At 65.7% G+C, this 17,161-nt stretch carries 18 protein-coding genes; 11 read left to right on the top strand and 7 right to left on the bottom strand.

All coding sequences use genetic code 11. The features are described from left to right. Positions 1-98: 98 nt before the first annotated feature. The 6 genes from ACH0AE_RS16630 to ACH0AE_RS16655 all read right to left on the bottom strand — a co-directional run bounded on the left by ACH0AE_RS16630 (position 99) and on the right by ACH0AE_RS16655 (position 7,865). Entirely contained in the window at positions 99-1,937 is a 1,839-nt protein-coding gene (locus ACH0AE_RS16630) for a ParB/RepB/Spo0J family partition protein (RefSeq protein ID WP_406876009.1), read from the bottom strand. 43 nt (positions 1,938-1,980) lie between these two features. After that, entirely contained in the window at positions 1,981-2,172 is a 192-nt protein-coding gene (locus tag ACH0AE_RS16635; RefSeq protein WP_125946308.1) for a hypothetical protein, read from the bottom strand. Positions 2,173-2,603: 431 nt separating this feature from the next. Beyond that, positions 2,604-3,626 carry an Abi family protein gene (locus ACH0AE_RS16640; RefSeq protein WP_406876010.1) on the bottom strand — a complete coding sequence of 341 codons (1,023 nt, stop codon included), beginning with the start codon at positions 3,624-3,626 and terminating at the stop codon, positions 2,604-2,606. Positions 3,627-3,852: 226 nt separating this feature from the next. Further along, positions 3,853-4,776, bottom strand: coding sequence for an ArdC family protein (locus tag ACH0AE_RS16645; protein ID WP_406876011.1), 924 nt, complete (start codon positions 4,774-4,776; stop codon positions 3,853-3,855). Positions 4,777-5,233: 457 nt separating this feature from the next. Beyond that, on the bottom strand, positions 5,234-7,219 hold the full coding sequence (locus ACH0AE_RS16650; protein WP_239436820.1) for a TonB-dependent siderophore receptor: 1,986 nt from the start codon (positions 7,217-7,219) through the stop codon (positions 5,234-5,236). Between the two features lie 4 nt (positions 7,220-7,223). Next, a complete protein-coding gene (locus ACH0AE_RS16655) occupies positions 7,224-7,865 on the bottom strand; it encodes a cation transporter (RefSeq protein ID WP_239436819.1) in 642 nt (213 codons plus the stop codon). Between the two features lie 67 nt (positions 7,866-7,932). Between ACH0AE_RS16655 and ACH0AE_RS16660 the strand changes: the two genes are divergently transcribed. From ACH0AE_RS16660 to ACH0AE_RS16685, 6 genes are all read left to right on the top strand, one after another. Continuing rightward, a complete protein-coding gene (locus tag ACH0AE_RS16660; protein ID WP_239436818.1) occupies positions 7,933-8,355 on the top strand; it encodes a helix-turn-helix domain-containing protein in 423 nt (140 codons plus the stop codon). A 288-nt stretch (positions 8,356-8,643) separates the two neighbouring features. After that, positions 8,644-8,976 (top strand): ArsR/SmtB family transcription factor, encoded by a 333-nt coding sequence (locus tag ACH0AE_RS16665; protein WP_406876012.1) that lies wholly within the window; start codon positions 8,644-8,646, stop codon positions 8,974-8,976. Between the two features lie 11 nt (positions 8,977-8,987). Further along, positions 8,988-9,416, top strand: coding sequence for an arsenate reductase (glutaredoxin) (arsC, locus tag ACH0AE_RS16670; RefSeq protein ID WP_406876013.1), 429 nt, complete (start codon positions 8,988-8,990; stop codon positions 9,414-9,416). Continuing rightward, positions 9,416-10,699 carry an arsenic transporter gene (locus ACH0AE_RS16675; protein WP_406876014.1) on the top strand — a complete coding sequence of 428 codons (1,284 nt, stop codon included), beginning with the start codon at positions 9,416-9,418 and terminating at the stop codon, positions 10,697-10,699. Before arsC ends, ACH0AE_RS16675 begins: the two co-directional genes overlap by 1 nt. Continuing rightward, entirely contained in the window at positions 10,699-11,442 is a 744-nt protein-coding gene (gene arsH / locus ACH0AE_RS16680; protein WP_406876015.1) for an arsenical resistance protein ArsH, read from the top strand. Before ACH0AE_RS16675 ends, arsH begins: the two co-directional genes overlap by 1 nt. Before the next feature lie 243 nt (positions 11,443-11,685). Then, a complete protein-coding gene (locus ACH0AE_RS16685) occupies positions 11,686-12,456 on the top strand; it encodes a CopD family protein (protein WP_406876016.1) in 771 nt (256 codons plus the stop codon). Between the two features lie 313 nt (positions 12,457-12,769). Here the strand turns inward: ACH0AE_RS16685 and ACH0AE_RS16690 are convergent, their stop codons facing one another. Next, entirely contained in the window at positions 12,770-13,156 is a 387-nt protein-coding gene (locus ACH0AE_RS16690) for a helix-turn-helix domain-containing protein (RefSeq protein ID WP_406876017.1), read from the bottom strand. 73 nt (positions 13,157-13,229) lie between these two features. On the opposite strand from ACH0AE_RS16690, the gene ACH0AE_RS16695 reads away from it, so the two are divergent. The 5 genes from ACH0AE_RS16695 to ACH0AE_RS16715 all read left to right on the top strand — a co-directional run. Further along, positions 13,230-13,880, top strand: a complete 651-nt coding sequence (locus ACH0AE_RS16695) for a cation transporter (protein ID WP_406876018.1) — start codon at positions 13,230-13,232, stop codon at positions 13,878-13,880. A 65-nt stretch (positions 13,881-13,945) separates the two neighbouring features. After that, a complete protein-coding gene (locus ACH0AE_RS16700; protein ID WP_406876019.1) occupies positions 13,946-14,242 on the top strand; it encodes a hypothetical protein in 297 nt (98 codons plus the stop codon). Positions 14,243-14,302: 60 nt separating this feature from the next. After that, positions 14,303-15,580 carry a TolC family protein gene (locus ACH0AE_RS16705; protein WP_406876020.1) on the top strand — a complete coding sequence of 426 codons (1,278 nt, stop codon included), beginning with the start codon at positions 14,303-14,305 and terminating at the stop codon, positions 15,578-15,580. After that, positions 15,580-16,755 (top strand): efflux RND transporter periplasmic adaptor subunit, encoded by a 1,176-nt coding sequence (locus ACH0AE_RS16710; RefSeq protein ID WP_406876021.1) that lies wholly within the window; start codon positions 15,580-15,582, stop codon positions 16,753-16,755. The genes ACH0AE_RS16705 and ACH0AE_RS16710 overlap by 1 nt, the downstream gene beginning before the upstream one ends. Positions 16,756-16,758: 3 nt before the next feature. Next, a partial coding sequence (locus ACH0AE_RS16715) for an efflux RND transporter permease subunit (protein WP_406876022.1) occupies positions 16,759-17,161 on the top strand: 403 nt, incomplete at its 3' end.

The raw sequence follows: 17,161 nt of genomic DNA on the forward strand, positions 1-17,161 counted from the left end.
CGGCAGTCCGCCAGGGCGGGCGCGCCGGCGACAGGGCCGCCTCACGCGGAACGGGAGCGGGAAGGGGGCCTGATTATCGCCAGACCCCCGCCTTGCTGTCAGGCCATTTCCTCGTCGGTCACGTCCTTCTGCTCGCTGCCGTCATCGCCCATGTCCGCGTCGAAGTCGTCCGGATCGCGCCCGGCCCGGTCGAACGCACCGATCTGCATGGGGGCGGGAAGCCATCCGGCGGGCAACCGCTCGGACACGTTCACCGCAAGGTCGCCCTTCTTCTTGATGCTCGCACAATTCTCGGCGCTGGGTGCGCCCACTTCCTCGCGCAACAGGTCGATCAGGGCGGCACGGCGCATCTTGTCGAACAGGCCGATGGGCGCGGACCAACGGGTGGCGATGTCCACGCCGCTCGCCCGCGCAATCTGCTCGAAATGATGGTGCCGCTGCCCGGGGGAGCCGCCCGCGAAGACGGTGCCGTCCACGGTCATCGCAACAAGGCCGGCGAGCAACGCCATCTTGTCGTCAGCGTTCATGGCCCGGATCGCCTCGAACCGGCCTTCGGCAGGGATGGCGGCGAAGCGGGTCGCCATCATGTCTTCGACCGAACGCACATCGCTAGTCGCCATCAACTCGTGCGCCACGTCGGTTGCGACGGTCTTGGCCTGCACCTCCAACGCCATCTGAAAGCTGTGCGCGCCGTGGAGCAACTGCCCGGCAAGGCTGTCCAGCACGATGTCGAGCGCCAGCGCCGGGTCGGCCGCGACCGCTTCCTGCACGGCCCGGGTCTTGATGCGGGTGAGGTCGGTGAACAGGCTGTTGCTGTAGAGGGGGGCGGGGCCGTCATGGCTCGCCTTGGGCTTCGGCTCTGCCTTGGCGCGATAGAAGCTCTTGCCGAGCGATCCGTCGTGCGCGACCCAGAGTGCCACGCCTCCGACCGCCACCTGCTCGGCGTTGAAGGCGCGCAAGCCTTCGGTGATCGCGTCCCGCTCTTCGGATAGCGGATCGATACGGGTGCTCTCCTTGCCTTCGGTCTGTGCGATAGCCTCGATCTCGACGTCGATAGCGACAAGCCGCTCCGCCTCGGCCTCGGTCGGCTCGCGGGTCGCCGGATACATGCTGCCCTTCATGTATAGGTCATAGGGCCGTTCCAAGCCTGTGCGGACTTCGTGCCACCCAATGGCGCGATACTCGTCCGCGATTGCGTCCAGCTTCTCTTCTGCCAGTTCGCGCACAAGCTCGGGGTCATCCGCGAAGCCTTCGGCTCCTTGGCTGAACAGGTCGATGGTGATGGTGCCGCCCTTGGCTTCATAGGCGTCGCGCCCGACGAACAGGAACGCGCCGCTGGTGGTGTCGACCTTCTCGGTGGTGAGCATCCGGCGGATGGTGTGGGCGTGGCCGTTCGCCGCCTTGCAGACCTTCACTTGGCTGTCGTGGTCATCGGTGAGGGTGAGCGCGCGCGCCGCTTCCAACGAGAGTTGGTCCTTGGCGATCAGGTCGATCAGCGCCGGGGCGAGCGCGGACAGGCGGAGCATCTTATAGACGAAGCTGACCGCCTGACCGAACCGGGCTGCGATCTCCTCGGCGTCCATGCCGGTGTCGCGGAGCGCCGCGAAGGCGCGGATGCTGTCCGCCGGGTGCATGTCCTCGCGCTGGAAGTTCTCGGCCAGCGACAGCTCGATGGCTTCTTCCTTGGTCCGCAGCTCGACGGGGAAGGTATCGCTGCTCTTGATGCGTTTGCGCTTCACCAGGATTTTGAGCGCGCGGTAGCGCCGCCCTCCAGCGAAAACCCACAACAGGCCGTCGTCCTCATAGGCGACGAGGTTCTGCAACAGGCCGTGCGCCTCGATATCGTCGGCCATCGCTTCAACGGCAGACGGTTTCACGCGGCGCTGGTTGAGCGGGGAGAGGCGAAGCTGGGAGAGCTTGGGATGGATGATAGCCATGATGATGTGCTCCATGATCTCGATGGAATTTGCTGGGGAGGGGTCAGCCTTCGAGGCTTGCGAGTTCGTCGAACTCGGCCGAGGCGCGCTGCGCGCTGCCGCCTGCGTAGGTGACGCCGGTGCGCGGATAGAAGAACACGCGCTCGCCCTTGGCGTATGGGGTGCCGTCCGCGCTGGTGCCGGGGGACTTCGCCCGCTTCCAGTACGGGTCGCCGGTGTATCGGGTGTAAGCCATTGTCCTTTCTCCTTCTTTCGAGGCGCAGCCGGTTGCCGCTGCAACCGGGTCTGCCTCTCCGGCGAGGAGCGGGACGGGGAGGGAGGAGCGAAATCGATGGCCTGCCGCGGGCAGGCCGCCCTAGCGCGGCCGACGCCAACAAGGCGTCGGGTGCCGCGCTTGGCGGACCACACGGGGCTGTCGATTTTGCTTCGGGAACGAAAGGGCAGCAGCCCTTGGTGTTCCCCGCGGTGGCGGCCTCCGGGGGAGGGCCGCGGCGCATGATCGGCTACGTGCCGCGCGAAAGGCGCGGGGCCATAGGTGTGCCACGTGGCACACCTCACGCGAGGATCGTCACCCATATGGGCCGAGACGCCGGCACGGTGGCTCGGTCGGCGTGCGAGCGCCGATAGAGCCGTGCCCGGCAGGGTCGCGCCCGCGGGGTAGTTAGATCAGGCCCAGATCGCTTCTGCGTCCCACCCCGGCAGAAAGCCGCCTTGGATGGGGCTTGCAAACGGCATGGCCGGGAACGCCTGCCAGTGGCCCTTCATGCGGGCGGGCCAGGATGTCCCGGGATTGATCCGCCCGACGAAGTAGCTCGCGACCGCTGCGGCACCATAGACGCGCGTGCGACGATGGAGATCGCTGCCGATATGGACGAGCTGCGGTGCCTCGAACGGCTTGGGCACCAGCGGCTGATTGATGATGCCCGCGTTCCACAGACGGGCGTGATGCGCGCTGATGTTGCGCACGAACGCGAGCGTCTTGATCCAGCTCACCAGCGTGTTGGGAAGAAGGCCGTAGCGCTTGGCGATGGCGGCACGATCATTGGGATGCGCCATCTCGAGCAGCCAGGACAATGTCCCGAAATCCCATGCCTCGACTGCCATCCAGATCGGCACGGGCGGACTGTAGGTGGCGTAGAACTCCTTGATCCAGTCGTCCTTGGAGCGGGCGATCGCCCCATCGGCCTTGGTGAGCCAGTTCTGGTGCCGGGTGCCCCCTCCGGGCATTGCCTGGTTGGCACGACGAGCGTCGAGAAAGGCGGGCGATCGGTGGGCAAAGGGATCGCGCTTGCCCATGGCGTGCGCGAGATCCACGCGCAGCGCGACCTCGATCCGTTCGATCGCGTCGAGGAAGAGAAGGCGGAGCTGCTTGTCGAACAGGTAGAGATCGACTGCGTGGCGGAACTCGGCGCCTGGCCGGAACTGCTCGGTGCGGACGGTCCGCGTCGCGTCATTGGGATCGGGGACGAGCTGCTGGAACGGCTGCCAATAGGGCGTGAGGCGCCCATAGCCGATCCGCTGAAGATGGAGGATCGCCCTGGCCGGATCGGTCACGACCAAGCCGCGCTGCACGAGGAGGGCGAGCTGGTCAGTGAAACTGAGATGGGGTTTGGTATAGGGCGGAAGCATCCGGCCCAGATATGAAGAAGGCCGCCCCTTGATGCCAGCGGCAACAGCGGGGACGGCCATGTTGCGTCCGATATATGCGTGGGCGCATGAGGATTCAATTAAAACCTGAAGCAGGGTCAAGCTCCTCCTGAACCTCTATCCGGGCCGCGATCCGTGCCAGCGGATCAGCGGCGCCGAAGGCGCCGGTGCCGGTCACGTCAGGGAACGGCGCGGCCCGACCGCTCGCCCACGAGCGCCCGCCATGATCCCCGGCCCGCGCAGGAGCCGAGGAAGGCCGGAGGCTATCTCATGCTGCCTCCTCCATAGGAGCTGCGCTCTCCGCGCCCATCCGGCTCAACAGCCAGTCGGCTGCTGCCTGTGCCTGTGTGGCGGCGGTGAAGATGCACCTTTTGTCGTTGCGGAGTGCCTGCAACCAACTCGCCAGATAGGCGGCATGGTCCTCCCGGTCGTGGAGCTTGATGCCGATTGCGCCGCTTACGAACGCGGCGCCCAGTTCGGCGACCAGTTCCTCACGGGCATAGTCCTCGCGCTTGGTGGACATGAGGGTGGGGCGGGCGAGCCGGTCGACATGACCTGTCGCGTGGCAAAGCTCGTGGGCGAGGGTCGAATAATAGGCGTCGCTGGCGTGGAAATCGGCAAAGGCCGGCATGACGACGTGATCGCCGCTCGGCTGATAGTAGGGCTGGGAACCGTAATGACGAACGGTCACGGTAACGCGGGAAAAGAGGGTGTCCAGCTCGGCGTCGCGCTCGTCCGGGTTGGTCGCGGTGATGATCGGGGGAGGGGCCGGGTATTTCGCCTCGATGCCGTCGATCTGCTCGGCGTTGAAGACGGTGTAACGCTTGAGGAACGCGACCTGACGCTTGCCTTCGTCGCTCGCCTGATCGCCCTTGCCGTCGTCCACCTCGATCTTGTTGGCATAGACCACCGTGGAGCCCTTCTCGCCCTTGCGGACGCAACCGCCGAGCGCGAGCGCCTGCTTGAAGGTCAGCCAGTGCGGGGAGGCATAGCCCTTCGTCATGGATGCGACCCACAACGTCAGCACGTTGATGCCGCGATAGGGAACGCCGGTCGAGCGCAGCGGGATATTGGGTGCGGTGCTGCCGTTCCACGATTTCGACCAAGGACGGGTGCCCGCCTCGATCATGGCAATCATCTGGTCGGTGATCTCCTGATAGATGTCAGCCCGGTTGTCGGTGATCCGTTTCATCGTTTTTCCCTTCCATCTCAGGCTGAAAGCCGGTCGCAACAGCAACCGGCTCTGCCTTTCCGGCGAGGAACGGGATGGGGAGGGAGGGCGAGAATCTGGCCCCTGGCGCGGGCGAGCCGCCTAGCGCGGTCGACGCCTACAAGGCGTCGGGTACTGCGGTTGGCGGATTACACGGGGGGCACGATTGTCGTTCGGGAACGAAAGGGCAGCCGCCCTTGGTGTTCCCCGCGCCGAAAGGCCTCCGGGGGAGGGCTGCGGCGCCACCGACACTAGCTGCACGCAAGCGTGCATCCACTGGTGTGCCACGTGGCACACCTCAGGCCATTCCAGCGCCGTCCGCCGGCCACCATGGCCGGCGAGTTCTGACACTGATTTCTGACACCGGCGGGCACGTGGATAGCCGTAGCCCAACCATACCCGTCAGAACCGACCGGTTGTGACACCGGCGTTGTATTTGTCAGCTACCGCCAAAGCGGAACCGGACTCCACCATTCAGCACGAACCCCTCGGTGGGTGCCCACACATCGACCGTCCAGCGACCATCGGGCGCTCGGGTGGGGCGTAGGATCGGATCGTATTTGGTCTGCCGGATGCCGAGGATGTTCTCGGCATTGAGGAACAGCCTAGCGCGGCCGAGCACGATCTCGCCCAACACGCCGAGTTCGACGTAAGGACGGCTGCGTTCCCGATAGGGGTTGTCCTCAAGTCGCTGCCGGCCAGTGTAGTAGGCCTCGAAGCCGAGCCGGCCTTTGCCCTCCTTCTCCCAGACGGCCACCACGCCCGCCGTGTCGCGCGGGGTGCGCTCGACGCTGCGGCGTCCCTGGCCGATCGGGTCGGGTTCGGTCGCGTGGACATGGACGTAGCTGCCCGTCACGCTGAAATCGTTTAAACGCTGCCGAACCAGCAGCTCGACGCCGCGCGCGCGCGTCATGCCGTCCACCGACACCAAGCGGACGCTCGCTGGCCCGGTCGGATCAAGCCGCAAGGCATTATCGACGCGAGACGCGAACAGCGAAGCATTCACCTCGGTTCGGCCGCGGGTGTAGCCCACATCGAGCGAAGCGGTGTCGGCGACCTCAGCCTTCAACCCGCCAAGCGGCTCCAGCCGCGAAAGTCCCGCGTCCTCAATCTCGTCCACGAACGGGGTGGGCGCAAAAAACCCGCGCCCGACCGACGCACGGACGGTCCAGCGATCAGGCCGGTAAAGCAGCGACACGCGTGGGCTGAGCCGGGTGCCATAGTCGCTGTGGAAGTCGGCGCGGGCGCTGCCGGCGATAGTCACGTCGCGGGTCACGTCATGCTCGATCTGCCCGAACACTCCCGGAGCCGTATAGCTGTAGTCGAACGTCGGGAACGTCTCGGACCGATAATCATCGACCTGGAACGCGATGCCCGCGACCCAGCTCGTTCCGCCCGCCTTGTCGGCAATCGACGCCTCGCCGAACGCGGTGCGGTGCCGGTCGTCCTCGATCACATCGCCGAACCGGTGCCGGTGATCCTGCGTCATGCCCGACGCGCGCACGCGCACCGTCCCCAGCCCGTCAACGGGCAGCTCGGCCACAAGGCCTGCGTCTAGGCGCGTCGTATCTTGATCCTGTCGGTAAGGACGACCATCGGGCACGACGCGGCCGGGTAGGGTTCCGCCGTCGCGGTCCTCAGTCATCGCGCCCACCGTGGCGAACACACTGGCTCCGTCCGACCCTTCCCAGAACAGCCGGGGGCGCACCGTGTATCGGTCGAAGCCGGGCATGTCCGCCCACCCATCGTCATTCAAGTCCTGCCGGCGCTGCCGATGCGCGCCGCCCGTGATTGAGCCGCTGAACCCATTCCCGAGCGGTGCCGCAGCATAGCCGGTCGCATCCTGGCCGTTGCGAGTCGTCGCGTTCAACAGGAACTCGGCTTCGGGCGCATCGCCGGGACGACGCGAGACAAGGTTGATGACGCCACCCAGCGCGGAAGGGCCATAGAGCGCGGATGCAGCGCCCTTGATGACCTCCACCCGCCCCAGGTCGGTAGGGGGTATCTGCAACAGCCCAAGGGAGGACGCCTGCCCACCAAAGAGCGGAAGACCGTCTGCCAGGAGCTGGGTATAGCGGCCCTCCAACCCGCGCACGCGCACGTTCGCCGCGCCGATCGCGGGCGATGTAACCTGCACGCGCAAGCCCCCCGTCTCGGCGACGACCATTGAGATATTGCTGGGGGCCATGAGGATCTTCTCCTCGATCTCCTCACGGTCGATCACTTCCACCCGGATCGGTTCGTCCTGCACCCGGCGACCGGAGCGCGTCGCCTGAACGACGATATCTTCGCCTTCCTCCTCCGCTTCAGGGGCGGGCTGCGCCTGCGGCGTGGGTGCATCCTGAGCGTTGACGGCATGGCCGGGCAACGCTGCGATCAGGGCGGCCGTGCCGATCAGGAAGTGGCGGGTCAAAGCGATTTGCATGGATTTACTCCGCCGCGACCATAGGGGCTGCTTGGGTGGTCGCCAGCTCGCGCCGTGCCTGCTGCACGATCTGCGCGCCGCCCCACAAACCAAGCCCGGCCATCAATGTCGCGACGATAAGGTCCGGCCATGCCGTGCCGGTGCCGAACACGCCCGCTGCCGCTGCAACGACGGCGACGTTGCCGATCGCGTCGTTGCGCGAGCATATCCACACCGATCGCATGTTCGCGTCGCCGCCCCTGAACCGGAACAGCATCACCGCGACGATCACGTTCGCAATCAAGGCCGCGACGCCGATCGCACCCATGATCCCGGCCTGCGGCACATCGCCGTGAAGCACTGCCCATGCGGTGGCGATCAGGACGTAAATCCCCAACACCGCCAGTGTTGCGCCTTTGAGCAACGCGGCTCGCGCGCGCCACGTCAACGCCATGCCTGCGACGCCCAAGCTGATGGCATAGTTGGCGGCATCTCCGAAGAAATCGAGCGCGTCGGCTTGCAGCGCCTTCGAGCCGCCAGTGATGCCGGCGACGATCTCGACCGCGAACATGCCCGCGTTGATGGCGAGCGCGATCCAAAGCACGCGCCTCCACGCGGGCCCGTCATTCGCCGACCGCTTCTCGGAAGGGCAGGAGTTGCACGCCATGATCGTCACCTCGACCGAATCGTCATGGCCACCTATCTAGTCCCTGTAGTCACTACAGGGTCAAGTGATGGTCGAAGTGCTCACGATCGGGAAGCTCGCCAAGGCCGCGGCCACCAAGGTCGAAACGGTCCGCTGGTACGAAAAGGTAGGTTTGATCGACCCTCCTGTGCGGACGGATGGCAACTATCGCTCCTACACAGCTCACGATCTATCCCGATTAACGTTCATTCGGCGCGCCCGCGACCTCGGGTTCCCGCTCGACCAAGTGCGCGCATTGCTTGATCTGGCAAGTGAGCCTGGCCGCGACTGCGGCTCGGTCGATGAACTCACGAGCGGGCATCTGGCCGATATAGACCGCAAGATCGCGGACCTCGCCGCGCTCCGGCGCGAGCTGGCTGCGCTGCTGACCTCCTGCCGGGGCGGCACCATGTCCGAGTGCCGCATTTTGGAAGCGTTCGCGCCGGCTTCTTGCAAGCCAGCAAACCGGTGAGCCATGGTGTCACAACCGTCCGGTTTTGACACCACATGTCCTAATCGTCAGTTGGCGGGGTGGGGCGTACTGGTCTTGGGAGGTCACGAAGGCGGCGCTGGCGATTTCGGCGCGACGCTTCCTTGACGGCCTGTGGGTCGTCCAAATTGATCATGCTGCTGGTCCTCGGGAAAGGCCGGCGCGCGAGCTGCGCCTAATATCCTGTTCCGAGCCGGAAGGCGTTGCGGGTCCGGTTTCGCCGAAATGGCCGGGTTGCCTGCCGCTCCATATATCCTCTAAGCTGGATATATGGAAAACGAGTCGGCTATCTCCGCATTGGGTGCGCTCGCGCAAAGCACGCGGCTCGATGTGTTCCGTCTGCTGGTGCGGCATGAACCGGATGGCCTGGCGGCTGGCGAAGTCGCCCGCCAGCTCGACGTACCGCAGAACACCATGTCAGCGCACCTGGGCATTCTCGCCCGCGCCGGCCTGGTCCGTTCCGAACGGCATAGCCGTTCGATCATCTACCGCGCCGATCTGGACGGGCTGCGCGCGCTGACGCTGTTCCTCGTCAAAGACTGCTGCGCCGCCTCGCCCGAGCTGTGCGCGCCGCTCCTGGCCGAACTCACCCCCTGCTGCTGAAAGGACGCCCCGTGGCCGTCGATATCGTGATCTATCACAACCCCGAGTGCGGCACGTCTCGCAACACGCTGGCGATGATCCGCAATGCCGGCATCGAGCCGCACGTTGTCGAATATCTGAAGACGCCGCCCTCGCGCGCGCTGCTGGTCGAACTGATCGACCGCGCCGGGATCACGCCCCGCGATCTGCTTCGTGAGAAGGGCACGCCTTATGCGGAGCTGGGCCTTGGTGACGAGGCGCTGTCCGACGACGTGCTGGTGGACGCGATGATGGCGCACCCGGTCCTCATCAACCGGCCGCTGGTTGTCTCGCCGCTCGGCGTGAAGCTGTGCCGACCGTCCGAAGCAGTCCTCGATCTGCTGCCCGAGGCTCAACGAGGCGCGTTTGCCAAAGAAGACGGCGAACAGGTCGTGGATGCTCTGGGTCAGCGCATCGCCTGATGCTGCTCGCGCTCGCTATTTTCGTCGTCACGATCGCGCTCGTCATCTGGCAACCCAAGGGCCTGGGCATCGGCTGGAGCGCGCTAGGCGGCGCGGCTGTTGCGCTGCTCGTCGGGGTCGTCTCGCTCTCCGACGTGCCGGTGGTGTGGGGTATTGTCTGGAACGCGACCGCGACGTTCGTGGCGATCATCATCGTCAGCCTGTTGCTCGAAGAAGCCGGGTTCTTCGAATGGGCGGCGCTCCATGTCGCGCGCTGGGGCGGGGGGCATGGTCGCCCGCTTTTCGTGCTGATCGTGCTGCTCGGCGCGGCGGTGTCCGCGCTGTTCGCCAACGATGGCGCGGCCCTGATCCTGACGCCGATCGTCATCGCGATGCTGCGCGCGCTGGGATACAAGGACAAGGCAACGCTGGCGTTCGTCATGGCGGCGGGGTTCATCGCCGATACCGCCAGCTTGCCGCTGATCGTCTCCAACCTCGTCAACATCGTCTCGGCCGACTTCTTCCGGATCGGCTTCGCCGATTATGCCTCGGTGATGGTGCCGGTCGATCTGGCGTCGATCGCCGCGACGCTGGTCGCGCTGCTGCTGTTCTTCCGGCGCGACATACCGGCCAGCTATGATGTGGCGCAGCTCCGCGCGCCCGCTGAAGCGATCCGCGATCGTGCCACGTTCAAGGCGGGCTGGATCGTCCTCGCACTGCTGCTCGCCGGCTTCTTCCTGCTCGAACCCATCGGCGTGCCGGTTAGCGCCGTCGCCGCTGCCGGCGCGGTCCTCCTGTTCGTCATCGCCGCGCGCGGCCAGGTCATCCAGACGCGCAAGGTGCTGGCCGGCGCGCCGTGGCAAGTCGTGATCTTCTCGCTCGGCATGTACCTGGTCGTCTATGGCCTGCGAAACGCGGGGCTGACCGATCATCTTGCCGGCCTGCTCGATCGCACCGCGCAAGGCGGCGTATGGGGCGCGGCGTTCGGCACCGGGGTCATCGCCGCGCTGCTGTCGTCGGTGATGAACAACATGCCGACCGTCCTGGTGGGCGCGCTGTCGATCGACGCGACGCACGCCACGGGCGCGATCAAGGAAGCGATGATCTACGCCAATGTCATCGGTTGCGACCTCGGTCCGAAGATCACGCCGATCGGTTCGCTCGCGACGCTCCTGTGGCTGCATGTCCTCGGGCAGAAGGGCATTCGGATTGGCTGGGGCTACTACTTCAAGGTTGGCGCGACGCTGACGATCCCGGTGCTGCTGGTGACGCTTGCCGCACTCGCCATAAGGCTAACTCTGTAATGCCACTCCGCACGCTATCCGATCCCGATCACCTGCCCGCGCTCGATCGGCGCTATGCGCTCGACCGCCCTGCCTTTGGCCTTGGTGCGGGTGATCCCCCGCCGCGTATCCTGCTGCTCTACGGCTCTCTGCGCGAGCGATCGTTCTCCCGGCTGTGTGTCGAGGAAGCGGCGCGGCTGCTGCAATTCTTCGGGTGCGAGACACGCATCTATGATCCCTCGGCGCTGCCGCTACCCGATCAGGTCGCAGGCGACGATCATCCCGCCGTCCACGAACTGCGCGAGCTGTCGATGTGGTCGGAAGGTCATGTGTGGTGTTCTCCTGAACGACACGGCCAGGTCACGGGCATCATCAAAACGCAGATCGACCATCTGCCGCTCTCGATAGGTGGGATGCGACCGACACAGGGCCGCACGCTCGCGGTCATGCAGGTGTCGGCCGGTTCGCAGTCGTTCAACAGCGTCAACACGCTGCGCGTCCTCGGCCGCTGGATGCGAATGGTGACGATTCCGAACCAGTCGAGCGTCGCCAAGGCCTTTCAGGAGTTCGATGAAGCCGGGCGCATGAAGCCGTCCAGCTATTACGATCGGATCGTTGATGTGATGGAGGAGCTGGTGCGGTTCACGGTGCTGCTCCGCCCGCACGCGGCCCAGCTCGTTGATCGCTACTCCGAACGAAAGGAAGCCGGGGTGCCGATCGACCCCACAACCGATCTGTCGAGCATTGCTACGGCTCGGGTATAGTGGTCACAACCGAAGGGTTCTGACACCGAATCGCGCTCTTCGCAGTCGGCAGAAAGATAGTTCCACTTCGGCTTGCCGGGTCTGGCGTCACAATCCTCCGGTTATGACACTGGAAAGGACCCACAACGGTCACAGCTGCCTTTGACCTCCCAACTCAGGTGAGGTGGCAGGTCAGCGCGTCAATTGATTGCGCCGCAAGAATTCGGCGTCACAGTACTTACGGTAGAAGCCGAGGGGGCGCGCGTGCACATCGAGTTTGTCGAGATTGCCAATTTCAGGAAGCTGCTGTCCGCGCGTGTCGATCTTTCCACCACAACAACGCTGTTTGTCGGGGCAAACAATAGCGGCAAGACCTCGGCAATGCTTGCAATGCGGCGGTTCCTGTCGCCGCGGCGCTGCCCGTTTGAGATGCACGACCTGACTCTATGCCACTGGCCGAAGCTTATCGCGCTCGGTGAAAGCTGGATCGCAGCACGCGATGCGGATGAAGTCGTCGATCTGACGATCGCACCGTGGGTGAGTTCGTTGCCGACGATCGATCTCTGGCTTCATGACCTGCTCGCGGCCGGGGCCTGGACCGGCGCGCTGCTCGGTCTGATCTTGCTGGTGACGCGGCCCGCGCCTCGGGTCGATGGTCCCCATCTCGCGCTGACCCACCGCGCGCTGCACGGGTTCGGGACGGTCGGAACGATCGTAGTCGCCACGCTCGCCGTCACCGGCCTCATCAATGCCTGGCTGCTGGTCGGCCCGGGCAACATTCCGGCGCTGGCGACGACGCTCTACGGCCAGCTCCTGCTCGCCAAGCTGGCGCTGTTCGCCGCGATGATGGGCCTCGCCGCACTCAACCGTTTCCGGCTGACGCCGCGGTTCGAGACGTCGATAGCCGCGGCCAATCATCGGGTAGCTCTCGGTACACTCCGGCGCAGCCTCGCGGTTGAAGCGGGCTGCGCGGTCACGATCCTGGCGCTGGTTGCCTGGCTTGGGACGCTCGAACCGCCGGTATCGGCGATGTAAAAGGCGGGCGGCCGATTGCCGCTCACCCATCGCCGCGCTAGGGCGGACCATAGGAGGCGTCTATTTTCCTTCAGGAACGAAAGGGCAGCAACCCTTGGTGTTCCCCGCGCTGGCGGGCCTCCGGGGGAGGGCCGCGGCGCTAGGCAAGTGGTGTCGCGCCCATCGGGCAGCGGCGACAGGTGTGCCATGTGGCACACCCCACGCGAGGATTGTTACCCTTTGGGCCGAGACGACGGCACGGTGGCTCGGTCGGCGCACGCCAGGGCGCTGATAGAGCCGTGCCCGGCAGGGTCGCGCCCGACTTGCCTTGGGCTCAATGCGACAGGGCGTCGATTACCTTGCATTCGGCGACGATGCTAGCGTTGCAGGTGTCACCCCACTGCGCGATTTCCGTCTTCAACGCTGTAAGGTCGGCCAGCTTGCGATCGATTTCCGCGATGTGGACCGCAGCTATTTGGTCGGCCTCGGCACAGGAACCGCGCGGATCATCTGAAAGCCGCAGGAGCGCACGAACCTGATCCAGGGTGAAACCCAGATCACGCGAGCGTTTGATGAACGACAGACGATCAAGGTGCGAGCGATCATAGAGTCGATAGTTGCCACCGCTACGGATGGGAGCGGGAACCAGCCCTTCGGCCTCATAGAAACGGACCGTCTCGATCTTCAACCCGGTGCGCTTTGCGATCTCACCGATTTTCATCGCTCAACCTCTTGACCCTCTAGTAGGGTGAGGGTTCATATAGGGCGTCTGATCCACGAATCGAGCTTCGATAATGGCAGACGCTTGTTGCTCATCGAAACGCGACACGATCGCGGAACTTGGTCGCAAGGCCGAGCAGCGCCGCGTGCTCATCATCGTGATGCTCATCAATCTCGCGATGTTCGTGGTCGAGTTTGGTGGCGGCGTCGTCGCGCGTTCCTCTGCCTTGATGGCGGATTCGGTCGACATGTTCGGCGACGCGGTGGTCTATGCGCTCAGTCTCTATGCATTGCATCGGGGCGCGCGCTGGGAAGCGAGTGCGGCGCTGGCGAAGGGTGGCATCATCCTGGCTTTCGGCGTCACGGTCATTTTCGAGATCGCTGACAAGATTGCGAACGGCGTTCCTCCGGCATCGGGCTTGATGCTCGGGGTTGGCAGCGCCGCGCTGGTTGCGAACCTGATCTGCCTCGCGCTGCTTTGGCGCTTCCGCCGCGAGAATGTGAACATGTCGAGCACGTTCGAGTGCTCGCGCAATGATGTCGCGTCGAACGTCGGGGTTCTCGCGGCTGCCGGATTGGTCGGCCTGACCGGCTCGGCTTGGCCGGACATCATCGTCGGCGGATTGATCGCCGTGATCTTCCTGCGCTCGGCATGGCGCGTGCTTCGGGAAGCCTGGCCGGCATGGCGTGCCGCGAAGGCACCGGCTCGCGAGTTATTGCAATGACATGGAAACCTCTCCGTGGTAAGGGCGGGTTAGTGCGAGCCTTTCTGCCTCTCCTGACATGCCTGATGCTGGTCCTCACCAGTTTCTCCGGCATGGCTCACGCCGCCGATCTGGCGGGAGGGAGCATCGCGGGCGTCGAGTTCACAATCCATACCGATGGCGACATCGATCAAGTGCCATCGGATTCGGATAAGAACGTTCCGCACCATCACAATTATTGCCACGGGCATGACGTTGGTGCGCCTACGCGCACGACGATGGAATATACCCACGTCCTCACGATGCCCAAGCCGACTATCTCCGCCTCTGCGTCGCTCGATGGCCGCACCGGCATGGTCCATTTGAGGCCCCCCCAAGCCTGACGTCCGATTTGGGCGCGCGTTGGCGCGCCCCTGTCGATCATCGTCAGGAGTCCTATTTTCATGCATCGTATCCTCGCGGCCATGCTGGCCGCAGCGTCGTGCGCCACTATGGCGCAGGCGCAGGTCGGACCGTCCGCGCCTTTTGCGCAGGACGCGCCGGTCTACACGCTTGACCAAGCGGTCAGTGCAGCGGGCGGTTCGGCCCCTGCTGCCGAAGCGGCAACAGCCGCGATCGATGCGGCCCGCGCGGGCCGCACGGTCGCCGGACTGCGGCCCAACCCGGTTGTCCAAGGCCAGGTTGAGAACGTCATCGGCTCGGGTCCGTATCGTGGGGTCCGCAGCGCGGAATCCACGGTCGGCTTTGCGATCCCGATCGAGCTAGGCGGCAAGCGCGGCGCCCGCGTCGCGGTCGCCAATGCGCAATTGTCCCGGGCCGAGATCCAGGCCGCGATCATCGCGGCGGATGTCCGGCTTCAGGTGACGCAGCTTTATGTCGAAGCGGTCGCGGCCGATCGCCGGGTGGCGACCGCGCGGGATCAGGCCCGGATCGCCAGCGACGCGCTACGGGCTGCGAGCGTTCGCGTGCAGGCGGGGCGCGCCTCCCCGCTCGAGCAACAGCGCGCAGATGTCGCGCGCATCAACGCCGACGCCAATGTGGAGCGGCAGCTTCGCTTGGCGGAGGCGGCGCGGGCCAATCTGGCGCGCCGGATCGGGCGACCGATTGACGGTGCGCTCGATGACACGCTGCTCGATCGCCTCCCGGGTGCGAACGTCTATGGGCCGATCGCGCCGGCTGACACGACCGGCACGCTGGCGCTGGCGGCGGCCAACGCGGATTTCTCGATCGCCGAGGCCGGCGTGCGGCTCGCGCGCGCTAATCGCGTCCCTGACCTGAACGTCGGACCTGCGATCCGCCGACTGGAAGCGACCAATGACATGGCGGCGGTGTTCACCGTGTCGATCCCGATCCCGGTGTTCAACAGCGGTCGCGCGGCGATCGCGCAGGCGACCGCGCAGCGGACGCAGGCGGATGCACAGCGCCGCGTCACCGCGCTAGACATCGAACAGGCCATCACGGACGCGCAGGCACAGGCGGCCAATGCCGCGACGACCGCACGCGCGGCGTCGGGGCCGGCACTGGCGGCTGCGCAGGAGGCCGCTCGCATCGCCCGGATTGGCTATCGCGAGGGCAAGTTCGGCCAGCTCGAATTGCTCGATGCGGAACGCACCCTCGCCGAAACGCGGGTCGCCGCGATCGACGCGCTCGCCAACTATCAAAATGCCCGCGCGCAGGTGGAGCGATTGACCGCTCCTGCGCCCATTGGGGGAAACCAGTGATGAAGAACTTCTATCTCGCGGGCGTCGCATCGCTCGCCCTGCTGCTGGCTGCCTGTGGCGGCAAGGACGCCGGGAACGAGGCGACCGCCAATGCCGCAGCCGGTAACGAAGCGGCAGGCGCGGAAAAGGGAGGTGCAGAAGGCGGTCATGCCGATGAAGGCGTGGTCACGCTGGGCGCCGATCAGATCGCCGCAGCGGGCGTGCAAATTGGACGGCCGATCATCGGTGGAGCCGGGACGATCGAGCTGCCTGCGATCATCGAGGGCGATCCGCAAGGGACGCAAGTGGTGTCGGCCGCCATCGCGGGACGCGTGGTTTCGTTAACCCGCAACCTCGGCCAATCGGTTGGCCGTGGCCAGACCATCGCGGTCATCGAGAGCCGCGAGGCGGCGCAGATCAAGGGCGAGGTCGAGGCGGCGCGTGCGCGGCTCCAGCTCGCCAATTCGAACCTCGCACGCGAGCAGCGGTTGTTCGCGCAGAAGGTGTCGCCCCAGCAGGATCTGATCGCAGCTCGCACCGCCGCGACGGAGGCGCGGATCGCGTTGACGCAGGCGCAGAGCATGGTGTCAGCTGCGGGCGTCGGCGGCGGCGGTCTCAATCGGCTCGGCATCGCCGCGCCGATCTCGGGCCAGATCATTGCTCGCCCCGTGACGCTGGGACAGACGGTCGCGGCGGACGCGGAACTCTATCGCATCGCGAACCTGAGCCAGGTGTCGATCGCCCTCAACCTGAAGGCTGAGGACGCGGGTCGGGTGCGTCCCGGCAACACGGTACTGGTCAAGGCGGCGGACCGTCAGGCGACCGCGCGCGTCACTTTCGTGTCGCCGGCGCTCGATCCGCAAACGCGGCTCGTGCCCGCGCTCGCCACCCTCGATAACCGGGGCGGCGAATGGCGGGTCGGCGAGCCGGTGACGGCCGCCGTCCAGCTCACGGGCAGCGGCGGTAGCGGCGCAATCCGCGTGCCGACAACGGCGGTGCAGAGCTTCGAGGGCAAGTCGGTCGTGTTCGTTCGCACACCTACGGGCTTCAAGGCGACCCCGGTGCAGCTCGGCGATGCGTCGGGCGACACGGTGATCGTCCGCTCGGGTCTCACCGGCAACGAGCAAATCGCCACCACCGGAAGCTTCACGCTCAAGGCCGAGATCGGCAAGGGCGAAGCGAGCCACGAGGATTAAGCCATGATCGCCCGCATCGTCACATGGGCGGTCGAGAAGCGCTGGCTTGTCCTGCTGCTCACCGCCATCGTCGCCGTCATTGGCGCGTTTTCGCTTTACCGGCTGCCTATCGACGCAGTGCCGGACATCACCAACAACCAGGTGCAGATTAACGTCCGCGCACCCGCGCTCTCGCCCGAGCTGGTCGAGAAGCAGGTGTCGTTCCCGATCGAAACAGCGCTCGCCGGCACCCCCGGTATCGAATATACGCGTTCGCTGAGCCGTAATGGCTTCGCGCAGATCACTGCGGTCTTCTCCGACTCTACGGACATCTATTTCGCCCGCCAGCAGGTGGGCGAACGTCTGCAGGGCGTGCAAGAGAACCTGCCCGATGGCGTGAACCCCGAAATGGGTCCGATCGCGACGG

Source organism: Sphingomonas sp. 179-A 2A2 NHS, from assembly GCF_045371305.1.
Lineage (GTDB): Bacteria > Pseudomonadota > Alphaproteobacteria > Sphingomonadales > Sphingomonadaceae > Sphingomonas.

Bases quoted from the DNA above. Each gene is read 5' to 3' on its own strand.
- ACH0AE_RS16630 (WP_406876009.1), bottom strand. From the start codon at position 1,937: ATGGCTATCATCCATCCCAAGCTCTCCCAGCTTCGCCTCTCCCCGCTC.
- ACH0AE_RS16635 (WP_125946308.1), bottom strand. From the start codon at position 2,172: ATGGCTTACACCCGATACACCGGCGACCCGTACTGGAAGCGGGCGAAG.
- ACH0AE_RS16640 (WP_406876010.1), bottom strand. From the start codon at position 3,626: ATGGCCGTCCCCGCTGTTGCCGCTGGCATCAAGGGGCGGCCTTCTTCA.
- ACH0AE_RS16645 (WP_406876011.1), bottom strand. From the start codon at position 4,776: ATGAAACGGATCACCGACAACCGGGCTGACATCTATCAGGAGATCACC.
- ACH0AE_RS16650 (WP_239436820.1), bottom strand. From the start codon at position 7,219: ATGCAAATCGCTTTGACCCGCCACTTCCTGATCGGCACGGCCGCCCTG.
- ACH0AE_RS16655 (WP_239436819.1), bottom strand. From the start codon at position 7,865: ATGGCGTGCAACTCCTGCCCTTCCGAGAAGCGGTCGGCGAATGACGGG.
- ACH0AE_RS16660 (WP_239436818.1), top strand. From the start codon at position 7,933: ATGGTCGAAGTGCTCACGATCGGGAAGCTCGCCAAGGCCGCGGCCACC.
- ACH0AE_RS16665 (WP_406876012.1), top strand. From the start codon at position 8,644: ATGGAAAACGAGTCGGCTATCTCCGCATTGGGTGCGCTCGCGCAAAGC.
- ACH0AE_RS16675 (WP_406876014.1), top strand. From the start codon at position 9,416: ATGCTGCTCGCGCTCGCTATTTTCGTCGTCACGATCGCGCTCGTCATC.
- arsH (WP_406876015.1), top strand. From the start codon at position 10,699: ATGCCACTCCGCACGCTATCCGATCCCGATCACCTGCCCGCGCTCGAT.
- ACH0AE_RS16690 (WP_406876017.1), bottom strand. From the start codon at position 13,156: ATGAAAATCGGTGAGATCGCAAAGCGCACCGGGTTGAAGATCGAGACG.
- ACH0AE_RS16695 (WP_406876018.1), top strand. From the start codon at position 13,230: ATGGCAGACGCTTGTTGCTCATCGAAACGCGACACGATCGCGGAACTT.
- ACH0AE_RS16700 (WP_406876019.1), top strand. From the start codon at position 13,946: ATGCTGGTCCTCACCAGTTTCTCCGGCATGGCTCACGCCGCCGATCTG.
- ACH0AE_RS16705 (WP_406876020.1), top strand. From the start codon at position 14,303: ATGCATCGTATCCTCGCGGCCATGCTGGCCGCAGCGTCGTGCGCCACT.
- ACH0AE_RS16710 (WP_406876021.1), top strand. From the start codon at position 15,580: ATGAAGAACTTCTATCTCGCGGGCGTCGCATCGCTCGCCCTGCTGCTG.